The sequence below is a fragment of the Qipengyuania sp. 902 genome (assembly GCF_051195295.1).
GTDB lineage: Bacteria > Pseudomonadota > Alphaproteobacteria > Sphingomonadales > Sphingomonadaceae > Qipengyuania.
The window spans coordinates 664,829-678,838 of the sequence record NZ_JBNJLJ010000001.1; the positions used below are offsets into that span (position 1 = coordinate 664,829).

Here is a 14,010-nt window from a genome sequence, read left to right on the forward strand (position 1 = left end):
ATGGTCGCAAGCGAGCCCAATGCATGCAGTCAGCGACCGGCCATCGCCTTAACCTTCGGCAGATAGGTCCGGCCGATCCGGAGAGCCTCGTCATCTTCCAGTTCCACCGACCAGACTCCCAGGCCATCATGGCGGAGGCCCTGGATGCGATCCTTACGCAGGATAGTGGAGCGGTGGATGCGGATGAACTTTGCCGGATCGAGGCGCTTTTCCAGGCCGGCGATCGTCTGCAGCAGCAGGTAAGTGCGCGCCTCGTCGCCTTCGCCGACATAGAGCCGCACATAGTCGCGCTCGGCATCGATGCGACCGACTTCACTGGTGGCGATGCGGATTAGCTCGGACCGGTGGGGGATCCATAGCTCTTCGAGCCATTGGCTCTCTTCGCGCTCGCCATCTCCGCGCCGGGCCATCGCGCGCTTGATCGCGCGCTCGAGACGATCCGGCTTCACCGGCTTGAGCACATAATCCACCGCGTCCAGATCGAATGCCTCGACCGCGTAATTGTCATGCGCGGTAACGAATACCACGGCGGGCCGCTGCTCCTCTTTGGCGAGCGCTTTGGCAACCGAAAGGCCGTCGACCTCCGGCATGGTCATGTCGAGCAACACGAGATCGGGCTTCAACGCTTCGATCAGCCGCAACGCCTGCGCCCCGTCGCTTGCCGTACCGACGACGGCGAGGTCCTCCATCCGGGCGCAGATGACCTGCATCCGCTCGACTGCCAGCGGCTCATCATCGACGATCAGGGTGCGCAGTTTATCCGATGTTTCTTCAGCCATGCTCATTTCACCACGGGTAGCCTGAGTTCGGTTTCATAGCCCTGCAATCCCGGGCCGGACGTGACCGTCGCCTCCGCGCCGAACCGTGCCTCCAGCCGGTCGCGGACATTGGCAAGGCCGATACCGAAACCGCCGCTGTGACCTGCGGGAACACCCGGCCCGTCATCGGCGACGGTAATGACCAGGCGACCATACTCCTCGCGCGCGACGATCGATACGGTAACCGGTCGCGCGCTGGCCGACACGCCGTATTTGACCGAATTCTCGACCAGTGGCTGCAGGATCATGCCCGGCACCCGGTAATGCTCCAGCTCGCGCGGGATGTCGACGTGGACGCGTAAACGCTCCGGGAAACGCACCGCCTCGATCTCGAGATAGTGCTCTTGCAGGTCCACTTCGTCGGCCAGCGTCACGTCGCCGGTCGATTCGTCGGCCAGACTGTGGCGGTAGAAGCGCGAGATCGTCTGGATCATCTCCTCCGCCCGATCCGACTTGCCGGTCATTACCAGCGCTGACAGCGAATTCAGCGTATTGAAGAGGAAGTGCGGATTTACCTGATAGCGCAGCGAGCGCAGCTCTGCCGCCTTGGCTGCACTCCGGAACCTCTCGCCCTCGCGCTCTGCCGCAAGCGCCTGCGCACGCGCCTGCGTGGCGATGTAGAGCGCCGCCCAAGCCAGCAGCAGGAAATAGCGACCCAGCGCGATGTCGAAGGTCATGCGCCATTTGTCCATTGTCGTCGGTGCCGGGGCGATGACGACGCTTTCCGGGGGCGCGAGGTCCTCTGCAGCCTCCTCAACATCGCCGGCGATCTGCGGCCGCGGCAGGTCCACCAGGAGATTGCCGGACTCGTCGCGACGGATTGCTATCCCGCGCTCTTCGCCGATGCGCTTCTCGATTTTTTCCTGAATGTTCGCAAAAACCCACTGATTGGCCTGGGCAATCGCGATGGCCGCGGGAAAGGCGATGATCGCGGCTACGGCCACCTTGGCGGCCAGCGCCCTCCGATCGAACAGGCGCAATATAAGCCACATCACGATTGTCACGGCCATGCCGATCGCGCAGACCAGGGCACGCCGCCACAGCACTTCCCATTCGAAGCCGAATCCGGAAAGCTCACCCCGAACGGTAACGAGAAGAAAGTAGATTCCCCAGACGGCCAGGATCGATCCCAGCACCGTTCGGGCCGGCAAGTGCGGCGTCGTAGAATTCATCAGGCGTTCAGCATCAAAATCATGCCCCGATGTGGCCGTTCGAACCGCGGAAAGCCAGTCCGGCGGTCGAGAGCGTTCACACGTTGGTCGAGCGGAATGCTATTCGGCGGGCTCCAGATCACCTTCGGCGATCCGGCGGCGCCACTCGGCAGGCGCAAGCGTGTGGACGTTGTTTCCTTTGGCGTCGACGGCGACCGTCACCGGCATGTCCTCGACCTCGAACTCGTAGATCGCTTCCATCCCGAGATCCTCGAAGGCCACGACCTGCGCGCCCTTGATCGCGCGGCTGACGAGATAGGCAGCGCCGCCGGTCGCCATGAGGTAGGCGACCTTGAAGTTGCTGATGATCTCGACGGCATTGTGCCCCCGCTCGGCCTTGCCGATCATCGCCAGCAGGCCGAGATCGAGCATCATTTCCGTGAACTTGTCCATGCGAGTGGCGGTGGTCGGACCGGCGGGCCCGACGACTTCGCCCATCACCGGGTCCACCGGGCCGACGTAATAGATTGCGCGGCCCTTGAAATCGACCGGCAGTTCCTCGCCAGCCTCCAGCATGTCGTGGATGCGCTTATGCGCTGCGTCGCGCCCGGTCAGCATCTTGCCCGTCAGCAATAAGCGGTCGCCATGCTTCCAGCTCGCGACTTCTTCGGGCGTCAGCGCATCGAGGTCGACCCGCTTGGCCGCGCTGTCCGGTTTCCAGGTGACCTGCGGATAGTCGTCCAGCTTGGGCGGTTCGAGATAGGCCGGACCGCTGCCGTCGAGCGTGAAATGGGCGTGGCGTGTGGCCGCGCAATTGGGGATCATCCCCACCGGCTTGCCTGCCGCGTGACAGGGCGCATCGAGGATCTTCACATCCAGCACGGTCGAGAGGCCGCCCAGTCCCTGCGCGCCGACCCCCATCGCATTCACCGCATCGAATATGTCGATCCGCAGTTGCTCGATATCGTTCTGCGGCCCGCGCTGCTTCAGCTGGCCCATGTCGATCGGCTCCATCAGGCTGAGCTTGGCGAGCCGCATGCAATGCTCCGCCGTGCCGCCGATGCCGATGCCGAGCATGCCCGGGGGGCACCAACCCGCGCCCATCGAAGGGATCTGTTCGAGGACCCATTCGACGATATTGTCGGACGGGTTCATCATCTTGAACTTGGACTTGTTCTCGCTGCCGCCGCCCTTGGCTGCAACGTCCACGCCCACCGTGCTACCCGGCACCATCTCCACCGATAGTACGGATGGCGTATTGTCACGCGTGTTGCGACGGGTGAAGGCCGGATCGGCGAGGATCGAGGCACGGAGCTTGTTGTCGGGATGGTTATAGGCGCGGCGTACACCTTCATCGACGACCTCCTGCAGCGATCGTTCGCTGTCGAGGCGGCAGTTCATGCCCCAGCGCACGAACACATTGACGATGCCGGTGTCCTGGCAGATCGGCCGGTGCCCTTCGGCGCACATCCGGCTGTTGGTGAGGATTTGCGCGATCGCATCCTTCGCCGCCGGGCCCTTCTCGGCCTCATAGGCGTCGCCCAGCGCGCGGATGTAATCCATCGGGTGGTAGTATGAAATATACTGGAGCGCGTCGGCCACGCTTTCGATCAGGTCGTCTTCGCTGATGACGGTCATGTCGCTCATCGCCGGAAAATCCCATGTTGCAGAATTGCGCTCCCCGATAGGCGTGTTTGCCGCCATCGGTCAAAGCGCTTGGACACAAAAGCTCTTGCGCCTACAGCAAGCCGGCTTGACCCAGCGTGTTATTAGAGCAATACAGCGACCCACCATGACCACTACCCTCGCCCCCAAGACCGATTTCGCCGCCGCCCGCAAGGCCATGCTCGACAGCCAGCTGCGCACCAGCGGCGTGAACGAACCCTTCGTGATCGAACGCATGGGCACGGTTGCACGCGAGGAATTCGTGCCCGAATCGATGCGCAGCGTCGCGTATAGCGATCGCGCCGTGCGTCTGGGCGATGGCAAGGTTCTGCCGCAGCCGCTGTTCCACGGCATGATGCTGTCCGAAGCCCAGCCACTCGCAAGCGACGAAGTGCTCGTAGTCGACGGCGGTAGCGGATATCTGCCCGCGCTTGTCGAGCCGATGGTCAAATCGGTGCGGGTGATGACCCCGGAGGACGCTGCCGGGGGCCGAAAGAAGGGTGCCTTTTCGCTGGTCCTTATCGACGGCGCGATCGAGCATGTCCCGGCGGGTCTCGCCAAGCTGGTTGCCGACGGCGGCCGGATCGTCACCGGCCTGGTAGAGCGCAATGTCACGCGGCTCGCGACGGGTCGCAAGACCGCCGATGCGCTCGCCCTATTGCCGCTGGCAGAGCTCGGCGTTCCGCGGCTTGCGCAGTTCGATCGGCCGACCAGCTGGAGTTTCTGATGGCGTCGATGCCCCCCATCAAGCGCCTGCTGGCGGGTAGCGCCCTGGCAAGCGTCGCGCTTGCCCAACCCGCTGCGGCCGACACTCTGCAGGAAGCGCTGACCCAGGCCTACCTCTACAATCCTGTCCTGCTCGCTGCACAGGCCAATCAGCGGGCGACCGACGAGAATGTCCCGATCAACCGCGCGCAGGGCCTGCCGAGCGCCGATGCGACCGCGACCTATACGGAGTTCGTCAAGACCTCGACCAACAGCTTCACCTCGCCCGACCGCGTGCTGCAAATCGGTCCGCAGCTCAACGTCCCGATCTATTCCGGCGGCGCGATCAAGAATTCCATCGCTGCCGCGGAACAGCGGGTAGAAGCTGGACAAGCGGATCTCCGCGGCACCGAAAGCGCGCTCTTCAGCCAGGTCGTCGCGGCCTATATGGACGTGCTTCTCGGCCAGGCGGTAACATCGCTGCGCGCCAACCAGATCGACGTCCTACAAGTCAATGCACAGGCGACCAGCGACCGCTTCGAAATCGGCGACCTGACAAGGACCGACGTGGCGCAATCGGAGGCGCGACTGGCGCTCGCCCGCGGTGACTTCCGCAATGCACAGGCAAATCTGATTTCAGCGCGCGAGACTTATATCCAGCTGGTCGGCGAAACGCCCGATAATCTCCAGCCGCCACCGGCCCTGCCCGGCCTGCCGGAAAACGTCCAAACCGCCGTGGCTGTCGCGCTCGAAGACAATCCGGACCTGATTGCCGCCAAGGAGCGGGCGCAGGCTGCCGGCTTCGACACCGAAGTCGCCGGATCGGGCCGCCTCCCCAATGTCGGCGTTTTCGCCAATGGCGGGTACAACAATTACTTCGGCACGCTGGCCGGCGGACAGGCAGGCATTTCGCAAGCGGAAACGACGGCCAATGTCGGTGTCCAGTTGCGGCTTCCGATTTTCCAGGGCGGCCTCCCCGCCGCGCGACAACGTCAGGCACAGGCACGCGAGACGGCCGCGCTGGAGCAGGTCATTGCTGCGGAGCGTGACGTGATCGCGCAGGTCCGCGCAGCCTGGTCGAGCTGGCAAGCCTCGCTTGCCGTGATCGAGAGCAGCCAGGTCGCCGTCGATGCGGCGGCGCTCAGCCTCGAAGGTGTGCGGGCGGAAAACTCGATCGGCAATCGCACCATCCTCGACGTGCTGAATGCGGAGCAGGAGCTGCTGAATTCGCAGGTCCAGCTCGTGACCGCGCGGCGTAACGCCTATGTCGCAGGCTTCACCCTGCTGGCGGCCATGGGTCGGGCCGAAGCGCGCGACCTCAATCTTGGCGATGCGGGCGTGCTCTACGATCCCGAGCTCAACTACCAGCGCGTGCGCGGCAAGATCTGGGACTGGGACCGCGATCCCGAGCCCGTTGCCGAGGCGACTCGCACCATCGATCTGCCGGCGGCGAACGCCGACATCGCCGAAGAAGATGATTTCGCGGATAGAATCGATTAAGCACACCGTCCGAACGCTGCAAAAGCGTCGATTCGTGAAGCAGGGGTGCAATCAATTATGAATCAGGCTGGCGAACCTTCGGTCGAAGAAATCCTCGACTCGATCAAGAAAGTGATTGCGCGAGATAATCGCGATGCGATCATCGCGGATCGCCGCCGCAAGTCTGCGCCCGTGGCCACTCACGAACCGGCGGATGAGGAAGAGGCCGAAGAAGTCCTCGAACTCGATGCCGATTATGCCGTCGAAGATGCGGGCGACGAACCCGACGACGAGGAAGAGGATGCGCTGACCCGCGGCGATACGCGCAAGGCGATGCAGGAAAATTTCGCCGCGCTCGCCATGCTGTCGCAACCGAGCAAGCAGCCGCAGATCGTCCGCTCGGGGGAGACTTCGCTGGAGGGCCTGGTGCGCGAGATGCTCCGCCCGATGCTGCGCGAATGGCTCGATGCCAACCTGCCCGGCATGGTCGAGGATATGGTCAAGGCGGAGATCGCGCGGATCGCCGGCAAACGCTCCTGATCGCGGAGCGCAATCTAAACGCTTAACTTTGCCGCGCGGCGCAGATAAGCCCTGCGCCCATGACTGCACGCAACCGGGTCGCTTTCCCGCTCGCCAGCGCCATTGCGCTTCTCGCTTCACCCCTCGTCGCGCAGGACCGCGCGCCGATGAGCGCTCAGGACCTCGTCACCATGCCACGCCTCGGTGCGCCGAGCGTCGATCCGTCGGGACGCATGGCGGTCTATTCGGTGACGACGACCGATCCCGAAACCTATGAGCGGAGCAGCACGCTCTACATGCGTTCGCTCGCCGACATGGATGCCGCGCCGGTTGCGCTAGATCTCACGGGTGGCGACGCAAGGTTCGGCGGCGACGGCTGGCTCTATTACCTGCATGACGATCAGGTCTGGCGCACCCGGATCGGCCTCGACGGCAGTGTTTCCGAGACGTCGCAGGTCACCGACCTGCCCCGCGCCGTGAACGGCTTTCAGGTAGCGCGCGACGGATCGCAGTTGGCGATCTGGACCGATGTTGCACGCAGCTGCACCGACCTTTCCTGCGATGACAGCGCGAAGACTTACGAGCCGGGACCCGGCACCGGGCTACTGTTCGAAGGCGACGGCGGCTTCATCCGACATTGGGACAGCTGGGAAACGCCCGGCACCTATAGCCGCGTATTTGTGGTGCCGCTGGAAGGCGGCAGGCAGGCCGGCGCAGCAAGTCCGGTGGATGGCGCTATCGGAGCAGGCGGACCCAGCGGCGATACGCCCACCGCGCCCTTCGGCGGGAGTGAGGATGTCGCCTTCGCACCCAATGGACAGGGCCTTTATTTCACCGCGCGCGAGAGCGGGCAGACCGAGCCATACTCGACCAATCTCGACATCTGGTTCTCCGATTTCTCCGGCAACGCACCGACCAATCTGACCGACGCCAACGAGGCTCTCGACGCGCTGCCGACCCCGTCGCCCGACGGCCAGTATCTCGCCTATGTCGCCATGGAACGGCCGACCTACGAGGCAGACCGGCAGGTAGTCATGCTCCGCGACCTGCGCACCGGTGTCGTCACGCCGTTGACGAAGGACTTCGACCGCAGCTTCGGCTCGCTCGCCTGGACGCCCGATTCCCGCTGGATCGTCGCCACGGCGCAGGATGTGCTCGATACGCCGGCCTTCCGCATCGATCCGCGCACCAGAGAGGTCGTACGGCTCGACCTGATGGCGGGGAACGAGGCGCATATCGGCAATGTGGTGCCGCTCGATGGCGGCGGGCTGGTCTTCACCCGCGATTCGATCGGCGCGCCTGCGGAAATGTACCTCGCCCGCAATTGGGATCAGGCCGCGCCGCTGACGGATATCGCGATGAGCCTGATGGGCCATCTGACACCCGTCTCGGTCGAGCGGTTCAGCTTTACCGGTGCGGGGGGCGACACCGTCTGGGGCCAGATCACCAAGCCGGACGGCGTATCCGGGCAGCTCCCGGCAATCCTTTACGTCCATGGCGGCCCGCAGGGTTCGTTCAACGATGGCTGGTCGAGCCGCTGGAACCCGCGTGTCGTCGCGAGCCAAGGCTATGCCGTCATCTCGGTCGATTTCCACGGATCCACCGGATACGGCCAGGCCTTCACCGATGCGATCAATCGCGACTGGGGCGGCAAGCCGCTGGAGGACCTGCAGAAGGGCCTCGCCGCCGCGCTGCAATTCGACACACAGATCGACGGCAGCCGCGCCTGCGCCATGGGCGCAAGCTACGGCGGCTACATGATGAACTGGATCGCCGGCAACTGGCCCGACCGTTTCGACTGCCTCGTCCAGCACGACGGCCTGTTCGACATGCGCAGCTTCTATTTCACGACCGAGGAATTGTGGTTCCCGCGCTGGGATTTCGGCGGTGGCTATCTGGAAAACCCCGAAGCCTACGAGAAATGGAATCCGGTCAATCACGTCGATGAGTGGCAAACACCCATGCTGGTCATCACCGGCATGAAGGACTTCCGCGTGCCGTACACGCAAGGGATCGCCAGCTTTACCGCGCTGCAGGAGAAGCATATTCCCAGCCAGCTACTCGTCTTCCCCGACGAGAACCACTGGGTGCTGAAGCCGAAGAACTCGCTGCAGTGGCACAATACCGTGTTCGCCTGGCTCGATCGCTGGCTGAAGCCCGAAGAATGAGTGGGAAAGAGAAGAAGCTGCACAAGGCGCGCAGGGCGCTGACCAAGATCGGCGGTGCCTCGGCAGAGCGGCAGATTTTCCTGTGCGCCGTGTCCGAGAAGCAGAAGTGCTGCAAGCGCGACGAGGGCAAGGCCGCCTGGAATTACCTCAAGAAGCGGCTGAAGGAATTAAAGCTCGTTGGGCCGGGAGCGACGGTGCAACGGACCAAGGCCGATTGTCTGCAGGTCTGCGAGGCGGGACCCATCGCGGTCGTCTGGCCGGAGAACGTCTGGTATCACTCCTGCAACGAAGAGGTGCTGGAAGCGATCATCCAGCGTCACCTCATCGGCGGCGTGCCGGTGGAGGAATTCCGGCTCTATCCGGCGGACTGATCGTCGCGGTCGTCGGCGAGCGGATCGTCGATCGATTCGTCGTGGCCGGTGCCCGATGAAAGGAACACCAGCCCCATCAGCGCGCTCGCCAGCAACATGGTGAAACCGATCCCCAGCGCCGCGGCAATGTAGTAATGGATCGAGACGGCTTCGCTGCCGAACTTCCACAACAGCGCCAGCGAAATCGCGACCACGCCCAGCGTCAGCAGGAACATGAAGCGCATGATCCGCCGGAACCGCGCCCAGGCGAAGGCGGCGCTTTGCGGATCGTCGAGGCGAGATTTCTTGACCATCGTGTCTCCTCTGGCCGCTTGCCCCGCGCCTTGCAATAACCTTGCTGGGGCGGGGTGCCGCGCGGATTCGCAATTTGCGCCGTTTGATGGCATTCTCCCTCGGCAAATAGGGAGACGACAGCGCCATGGATATCGGATCGCTCATTGCAGATCGCAGAAGCTCGGACGTAATTTCCTGTTCGGTCGACGGCCAGGTCAGGGATGCGGTGCGATTGCTGGCATCCAAGCGCATCGGTGCTTTGCCTGTGATGGAGGGTGGCAAAGTCGTCGGCATCTTCTCCGAACGCGATGTGCTCTACCGCCTGGCCGAGGAGGGCGACGCCTGCCTCGCTCGCCCGGTCGGTGACGTGATGACCTCGCCGCCGATAACGGTCGATCGCGCGACCAAGATCGACCAGGCGCTCGCGCTGATGACCAAGCGCCGCATTCGCCACCTGCCCGTGGTCGATGGCGAAACCATGTGCGGCTTCATCTCAATCGGCGATCTCGTGAAATCGCGCTTCGACGAAGTGCAGCACGAAGCCGAAGCCATGCGCGATTATATCGCGCACGCTTGAGCGCGGGCGCAGCGCACCCTACATTCAAGTTATGACCGGCATACCCACACTGACAGAAGCGGCGGCAACGCGCGTCGCAGCAATCGCGCAGAAGCAGGCGAAGCCCGCGATCTTGCGCTTGTCCGTCGAGGGGGGCGGTTGTTCTGGCTTCCAGTACAAGTTCGATCTGGCGCAGGCGCCGGACAGCGATGATGCCGTTAGCGAAACCGATGGCGTGAAGCTGGTCGTCGATCCCGTCAGCCTGGACCTGCTGGCCGGGAGCAAGGTCGATTTCGTCGAAGATCTCGGCGGTGCGGCTTTCAAGGTCGAGAACCCCCAGGCGGCCGCTGGCTGCGGCTGCGGATCGAGCTTCGGGATTTGAGTTAGACCCGCGCGCGCCTTTCGGGCATCACGCCTGAATGCGTATCGCCACCTACAACATCAACGGCATCAAGGCCCGCCTGCCGCGCCTGAAGGAATGGCTCGAGGAAACACGCCCCACCGTCGCCTGCCTGCAGGAAATCAAGACGATGGACGACGGCTTCCCCGCCGACGAGTTCGAGGCGATCGGATACAAGGCGATCTGGCACGGCCAGAAGAGCTTCAACGGCGTCGCGATCCTGGCCGACGGTGTCGAGCCGGTCGAAGTGCAGCGCGGCCTCGGCATCGATGGCCCGAAGGACGGCGAGGGCGAACAGGCCCGCTATCTCGAAGCCGAGGTGAACGGGGTGCGCATCTGCAACCTCTACCTGCCCAACGGCAATCCGCATCCGGGGCTCAAATTCGACTACAAGCTTGCCTGGATGGACAAGCTGCGTGCCCGCATGCGCGAAATCTGGCGCGAAGAGGTTCCGGCGGTCGTGCTGGGCGATTTCAACGTCATCCCCGAAGACAAGGACGTCTGGTCCGTCCGCGCGATGGCAAACGATGCGCTGATGCAACCCGAATCGCGCGATGCCTATCGCCGATTCCTCAACGATGGCTGGACCGATGCGATCGACGCGCTCAATCCGCGCGGCGGCGTGTGGACTTATTGGGACTACCAGGCCGGTGCCTGGCAGCGCGACCACGGATTCCGCATCGATCACCTGCTGCTGTCGCCCGAGACCGCGGACAGGATGACTGCGGCTGGCGTAGACAAGGAATATCGCGGGCGCGAGAAGGCCAGCGATCACACGCCCGTCTGGGTGGAGCTGCGCGACTGAACGCCAAGCGAAAGGGGCCACCACTCGCGCGACGACCCCTCACGTTTCCGATCCGCCAATCAGCGGTAGAAAATGTGCGTATCGATGGTCGCGGTGGCGATCTTCTTGCGACTCCAGCTCGGCCGCACGTATTTCGCATGGAAGAACAGGGCATCGCCGGCTTCGCTCTCCCACAAGCCGCGGTGTGCGATACGGGCAAGGGCCTTGGCCTTGGTCCACGCTGCGGTGCCGGTGCGAATGCGCGGCATGCGGCCGCCCTTCACGAATGAGAACTGCGCGCGCTGGTAAACCACGCCGCAATAGCTCGACGGGAAGCGGCGGTCTTCCGCGCGGTTGATGATGACCTGCGCTACGGCCAGCTGGCCGGCCAGCGGTTCGCCGCGCGATTCGAAATAGATCGCACCGGCGAGGCACTGGAGTTCGGGCGAGAGCTCGCCGGTGGCGGGCATCGCGTCGACCAGCTCGCGCAGGCTCTGGGCGCGGGGCGCTTCTTCGACGACGGGAATTTCGGGTTCGGCTTCCTCGGGAAGCTCTTGCACCACTTCGTTCTGCACGAAGACCGGGACGACCTCTTCGGTCACTTCGGGTTCGGCGGTGGCGATTTCGGTTGCTTGCGCCGCAACCTGGGCGTTGGCGCCGGAACTTTCCGCTCCGGCAAGCGTGGTAAGGGCGATCGCCGCGACAGCCGCGGTGAAACCGGTAAATTTACGGACCATTTTTCTGCTAAACTAAGCGGTTGATGGCCAGACGCAGACTGGGATCCGTGCGCGTTGTTCGCGTCGTTGGACTGGATCCGTTACGGGCCTGCCGCCCATCCCCCGTCTGCGTGCTAGCCTACCGACCCCATTGCCGAAGCAAGCCGCCTACGCATCGAAGTTGGGCGGCCAAATAGTCACATCCGAAACCAAGTCAAGTTATTGCACTGCGGAATCGATGAACCGTTCCGCATTGGCGATATCCAGCTCGACCACCCAGCAATCGGGATCCGACTGCTTTCTGCGAGCGATGTACTCGTTAAATTCTTGTGGCTTTTCAGGGTCTTGCTCGCGTGAGCGAGTGAAACTGCGCGATCCGTCGAGCTGGGGCATGCGCTCCCATAAAACCGCGCTTTCGCCGCGGTCGAGCGTGATGACGAGGAGTGTGCCTGCGTCCTTCTCCCCGCGCTGCAAGACGGTCGCAAAGCCGCCTGCAGCCGATACCGAGCGCACCAGACCCGAGACCTCGACATGGGCGGGGAGCCGCGCATCCATCTCGCTCAGCCCTTGCCGATGTAGCCGGGCAGGCTCGACAGGGCGATTCGCGAGCGCATGAATGTGCCGGTCCCACGACCGATCTCGTCCCCTTCCTCATCCACCAGCCGCGACTCCGCGACGAATACCCGCTTGCGCCCGCTTACCCATTTGCCCTCCGCGATCACCTTCCCCGTCCGGACCGGCTTGGTGAAATGGAGGTTGAAGGACGTGGTCAGCAGGAAGCGATCGGTCGCCAGCGTGTTTGCGGCATAGAAGGCCGCGTCGTCGAGCATCTTGAAGTAGATCGTGCCGTGGGCAGCGCCGGCTGCGTGATAGACTTCCTCGGTCACATCGAAGGCGATCCGGGCATGGCCCTCGTCAGGGATCAAAAGGCGTGAGGCGAACAGGGAATTGACCGGCGCCGACGTATAGAGCGCCTCGAGCGCGCGATAATGCCGCTCGGCCCCGGTATTTGCCGCCCCGTCCGTCATGATTCCGATCCGCCTAGCGCGGCTCGACCCAGCCGATCGAACCGTCGTGGCGGCGATAGACCATATTGTGCTGCTCGCTCCCGGCATTCTTGAACAGGAGCGCATTGGCATTCTGCAGATCGAGCATCATCACCGCGTCGGCGACACTGCATTCGGGGATGATGGCGCGCGTTTCGGCGATGACCGGCGGGCTGTCGACCGTTACTTCCTCGTCGTCGTCGGCATCGGGTGCGGCGAGGATGGTATAGGCCGCCTCTTCCTCGCGCAGGGCATGGGCCGCCTGTTCGTGCCGGTCCTGGATTCGTCGCTTGTAACGGCGCAGCTGCTTCTCGATCTTGGCCGCCGCCTGATCGAAGGATTGGTGGACGTCATGCGCCTCGGCATGGCCTTTGAGAATCAGGCCCTGCATCACATGGGTGACGATATCCGCAGTGAACGAGCCGCCCGGCCCCTTACCGAAGGTGACGTGGGAGGAGATCGCGCGATTGAAATGCTTGTCGACGATGGCGTTCATGCGCTCGTCGACATGCTCCTGCAGAGCGGCGCCCGTATCGATCTGGTGGCCGGAAACGCGGATATCCATTGGCTTCGTTCTCCTTAGTTCGTCCCCGCTGACGATCCCGGCCGGCCCCGTCCGCCGGCACTGGTCCACAATCTATCCCCACAGAGGGTTTTCGATCCCGGCCATGAACTCCCTGTGGCGCGCCAGCTCTGCGGCAGATGCCGCGTGTGGGCGCGGTTCACGGCGCGGTCGGTCCGGCGCGCGGCTCACGGCAACAACCTCCTCGACCGCCCCGCCCTGCTGCACTTCGATTTCGGCCGCGAGTTCCAGCCCGATTTGCCGTCCGCCCTTCAGCTCGACATAGACCTGCGCGAGCAATTCGGCATCGAGCAGCGCGCCGTGCTTCACGCGGTGGCTGCGATCGATCCCGTAGCGCGAGCACAGCGCGTCGAGCGAAAGCTTCGCGCCCGGGTGCCGCTTGCGCGCGAGTGCGACCGTATCGACCATGCGACTGGTGCACACTGCATCGCGCCCGCAGATTCCAAGTTCGGCATTGAGAAAGCCGAAATCGAAGCCGGCGTTGTGCGCGACCAGCGGAGAGTCGCCGATGAACGCGAGGAGTTCCTCTGCCGCATCCGAGAACAAGGGCTTGTCCGACAGGAAGGCCGCCGAAAGCCCGTGCACCGCTTCCGCGCCGGCAGGCATGTCTCGCTCGGGATTGAAATAGGCGTGGTAGGTTTGGCCCGTGGGCACGAGATTGACCATCTCGACACATCCGATCTCGACCATCCGGTCCCCCGTCTTGGGGTCTAGGCCGGTGGTTTCGGTATCGAACACGATCTCACGCATTGCTTATCCTATCGGCCCCAATTGCG

17 protein-coding genes are annotated in these 14,010 nt (G+C 63.7%); 8 read left to right on the forward strand and 9 right to left on the reverse strand.

Going from position 1 to position 14,010, the window contains the following annotated elements:
• Positions 1–29 precede the first annotated feature (29 nt).
• From ACSH0F_RS03325 to ACSH0F_RS03335, 3 genes are all read right to left on the reverse strand, one after another.
• On the reverse strand, positions 30–779 hold the full coding sequence (locus tag ACSH0F_RS03325; RefSeq protein WP_435199869.1) for a LytR/AlgR family response regulator transcription factor: 750 nt from the start codon (positions 777–779) through the stop codon (positions 30–32).
• Between the two features lie 2 nt (positions 780–781).
• Positions 782–1,990: a sensor histidine kinase gene (locus tag ACSH0F_RS03330; protein WP_435199871.1), complete on the reverse strand. Its 1,209-nt coding sequence runs from the start codon at positions 1,988–1,990 to the stop codon at positions 782–784.
• 99 nt (positions 1,991–2,089) lie between these two features.
• Positions 2,090–3,607 (reverse strand): fumarate hydratase, encoded by a 1,518-nt coding sequence (locus ACSH0F_RS03335; protein ID WP_435200547.1) that lies wholly within the window; start codon positions 3,605–3,607, stop codon positions 2,090–2,092.
• Between the two features lie 154 nt (positions 3,608–3,761).
• Between ACSH0F_RS03335 and ACSH0F_RS03340 the strand changes: the two genes are divergently transcribed.
• The 5 genes from ACSH0F_RS03340 to ACSH0F_RS03360 are packed head-to-tail and all read left to right on the forward strand — an operon-like array spanning position 3,762 to position 8,876.
• Positions 3,762–4,361, forward strand: a complete 600-nt coding sequence (locus tag ACSH0F_RS03340) for a protein-L-isoaspartate O-methyltransferase family protein (protein ID WP_435199873.1) — start codon at positions 3,762–3,764, stop codon at positions 4,359–4,361.
• Positions 4,361–5,839 carry a TolC family outer membrane protein gene (locus ACSH0F_RS03345; RefSeq protein WP_435199875.1) on the forward strand — a complete coding sequence of 493 codons (1,479 nt, stop codon included), beginning with the start codon at positions 4,361–4,363 and terminating at the stop codon, positions 5,837–5,839. The genes ACSH0F_RS03340 and ACSH0F_RS03345 overlap by 1 nt, the downstream gene beginning before the upstream one ends.
• A 57-nt stretch (positions 5,840–5,896) precedes the next feature.
• On the forward strand, positions 5,897–6,358 hold the full coding sequence (locus ACSH0F_RS03350; RefSeq protein ID WP_435199877.1) for a DUF2497 domain-containing protein: 462 nt from the start codon (positions 5,897–5,899) through the stop codon (positions 6,356–6,358).
• 59 nt (positions 6,359–6,417) lie between these two features.
• Positions 6,418–8,505 (forward strand): prolyl oligopeptidase family serine peptidase, encoded by a 2,088-nt coding sequence (locus ACSH0F_RS03355; RefSeq protein ID WP_435199879.1) that lies wholly within the window; start codon positions 6,418–6,420, stop codon positions 8,503–8,505.
• Positions 8,502–8,876 carry a (2Fe-2S) ferredoxin domain-containing protein gene (locus tag ACSH0F_RS03360; protein ID WP_435199881.1) on the forward strand — a complete coding sequence of 125 codons (375 nt, stop codon included), beginning with the start codon at positions 8,502–8,504 and terminating at the stop codon, positions 8,874–8,876. The genes ACSH0F_RS03355 and ACSH0F_RS03360 overlap by 4 nt, the downstream gene beginning before the upstream one ends.
• Here the strand turns inward: ACSH0F_RS03360 and ACSH0F_RS03365 are convergent.
• Positions 8,861–9,169, reverse strand: coding sequence for a hypothetical protein (locus ACSH0F_RS03365; protein ID WP_435199883.1), 309 nt, complete (start codon positions 9,167–9,169; stop codon positions 8,861–8,863). The two genes, ACSH0F_RS03360 and ACSH0F_RS03365, sit on opposite strands and share 16 nt — an antisense overlap.
• Positions 9,170–9,294: 125 nt before the next feature.
• On the opposite strand from ACSH0F_RS03365, the gene ACSH0F_RS03370 reads away from it, so the two are divergent.
• Genes ACSH0F_RS03370 through xth form a run of 3 tightly spaced genes read left to right on the forward strand, consistent with a single transcriptional unit; the run spans position 9,295 to position 10,910 of the window.
• Positions 9,295–9,726: a CBS domain-containing protein gene (locus ACSH0F_RS03370; protein ID WP_435199885.1), complete on the forward strand. Its 432-nt coding sequence runs from the start codon at positions 9,295–9,297 to the stop codon at positions 9,724–9,726.
• A 31-nt stretch (positions 9,727–9,757) separates the two neighbouring features.
• Entirely contained in the window at positions 9,758–10,087 is a 330-nt protein-coding gene (erpA, locus tag ACSH0F_RS03375; RefSeq protein WP_435199887.1) for an iron-sulfur cluster insertion protein ErpA, read from the forward strand.
• Between the two features lie 37 nt (positions 10,088–10,124).
• Positions 10,125–10,910 carry an exodeoxyribonuclease III gene (gene xth / locus ACSH0F_RS03380; protein ID WP_435199889.1) on the forward strand — a complete coding sequence of 262 codons (786 nt, stop codon included), beginning with the start codon at positions 10,125–10,127 and terminating at the stop codon, positions 10,908–10,910.
• Between the two features lie 59 nt (positions 10,911–10,969).
• On the opposite strand, the gene ACSH0F_RS03385 is transcribed toward xth, so the two are convergent.
• The 5 genes from ACSH0F_RS03385 to dnaQ all read right to left on the reverse strand — a co-directional run bounded on the left by ACSH0F_RS03385 (position 10,970) and on the right by dnaQ (position 13,984).
• Positions 10,970–11,626, reverse strand: coding sequence for a cell wall hydrolase (locus ACSH0F_RS03385; RefSeq protein ID WP_435199891.1), 657 nt, complete (start codon positions 11,624–11,626; stop codon positions 10,970–10,972).
• A gap of 198 nt (positions 11,627–11,824) precedes the next feature.
• Positions 11,825–12,160, reverse strand: a complete 336-nt coding sequence (locus ACSH0F_RS03390; RefSeq protein ID WP_435199893.1) for a DUF1491 family protein — start codon at positions 12,158–12,160, stop codon at positions 11,825–11,827.
• A gap of 5 nt (positions 12,161–12,165) precedes the next feature.
• A complete protein-coding gene (locus ACSH0F_RS03395; protein ID WP_435199895.1) occupies positions 12,166–12,633 on the reverse strand; it encodes a PaaI family thioesterase in 468 nt (155 codons plus the stop codon).
• 13 nt (positions 12,634–12,646) lie between these two features.
• Positions 12,647–13,216 (reverse strand): ribosome hibernation-promoting factor, HPF/YfiA family, encoded by a 570-nt coding sequence (gene hpf / locus ACSH0F_RS03400; protein ID WP_435199897.1) that lies wholly within the window; start codon positions 13,214–13,216, stop codon positions 12,647–12,649.
• 72 nt (positions 13,217–13,288) lie between these two features.
• Positions 13,289–13,984 (reverse strand): DNA polymerase III subunit epsilon, encoded by a 696-nt coding sequence (gene dnaQ, locus ACSH0F_RS03405; protein WP_435199899.1) that lies wholly within the window; start codon positions 13,982–13,984, stop codon positions 13,289–13,291.
• Positions 13,985–14,010 lie beyond the last annotated feature (26 nt).

What these genes read in the sequence shown, in the direction of transcription:
- ACSH0F_RS03325 (WP_435199869.1), bottom strand. Translation starts at nt 779, where the DNA reads ATGGCTGAAGAAACATCGGATAAACTGCGCACCCTGATCGTCGATGAT.
- ACSH0F_RS03330 (WP_435199871.1), bottom strand. Translation starts at nt 1,990, where the DNA reads ATGAATTCTACGACGCCGCACTTGCCGGCCCGAACGGTGCTGGGATCG.
- ACSH0F_RS03335 (WP_435200547.1), bottom strand. Translation starts at nt 3,607, where the DNA reads ATGACCGTCATCAGCGAAGACGACCTGATCGAAAGCGTGGCCGACGCG.
- ACSH0F_RS03340 (WP_435199873.1), top strand. Translation starts at nt 3,762, where the DNA reads ATGACCACTACCCTCGCCCCCAAGACCGATTTCGCCGCCGCCCGCAAG.
- ACSH0F_RS03345 (WP_435199875.1), top strand. Translation starts at nt 4,361, where the DNA reads ATGGCGTCGATGCCCCCCATCAAGCGCCTGCTGGCGGGTAGCGCCCTG.
- ACSH0F_RS03350 (WP_435199877.1), top strand. Translation starts at nt 5,897, where the DNA reads ATGAATCAGGCTGGCGAACCTTCGGTCGAAGAAATCCTCGACTCGATC.
- ACSH0F_RS03355 (WP_435199879.1), top strand. Translation starts at nt 6,418, where the DNA reads ATGACTGCACGCAACCGGGTCGCTTTCCCGCTCGCCAGCGCCATTGCG.
- ACSH0F_RS03360 (WP_435199881.1), top strand. Translation starts at nt 8,502, where the DNA reads ATGAGTGGGAAAGAGAAGAAGCTGCACAAGGCGCGCAGGGCGCTGACC.
- ACSH0F_RS03365 (WP_435199883.1), bottom strand. Translation starts at nt 9,169, where the DNA reads ATGGTCAAGAAATCTCGCCTCGACGATCCGCAAAGCGCCGCCTTCGCC.
- ACSH0F_RS03370 (WP_435199885.1), top strand. Translation starts at nt 9,295, where the DNA reads ATGGATATCGGATCGCTCATTGCAGATCGCAGAAGCTCGGACGTAATT.
- erpA (WP_435199887.1), top strand. Translation starts at nt 9,758, where the DNA reads ATGACCGGCATACCCACACTGACAGAAGCGGCGGCAACGCGCGTCGCA.
- xth (WP_435199889.1), top strand. Translation starts at nt 10,125, where the DNA reads ATGCGTATCGCCACCTACAACATCAACGGCATCAAGGCCCGCCTGCCG.
- ACSH0F_RS03385 (WP_435199891.1), bottom strand. Translation starts at nt 11,626, where the DNA reads ATGGTCCGTAAATTTACCGGTTTCACCGCGGCTGTCGCGGCGATCGCC.
- ACSH0F_RS03390 (WP_435199893.1), bottom strand. Translation starts at nt 12,160, where the DNA reads ATGGATGCGCGGCTCCCCGCCCATGTCGAGGTCTCGGGTCTGGTGCGC.
- ACSH0F_RS03395 (WP_435199895.1), bottom strand. Translation starts at nt 12,633, where the DNA reads ATGACGGACGGGGCGGCAAATACCGGGGCCGAGCGGCATTATCGCGCG.
- hpf (WP_435199897.1), bottom strand. Translation starts at nt 13,216, where the DNA reads ATGGATATCCGCGTTTCCGGCCACCAGATCGATACGGGCGCCGCTCTG.
- dnaQ (WP_435199899.1), bottom strand. Translation starts at nt 13,984, where the DNA reads ATGCGTGAGATCGTGTTCGATACCGAAACCACCGGCCTAGACCCCAAG.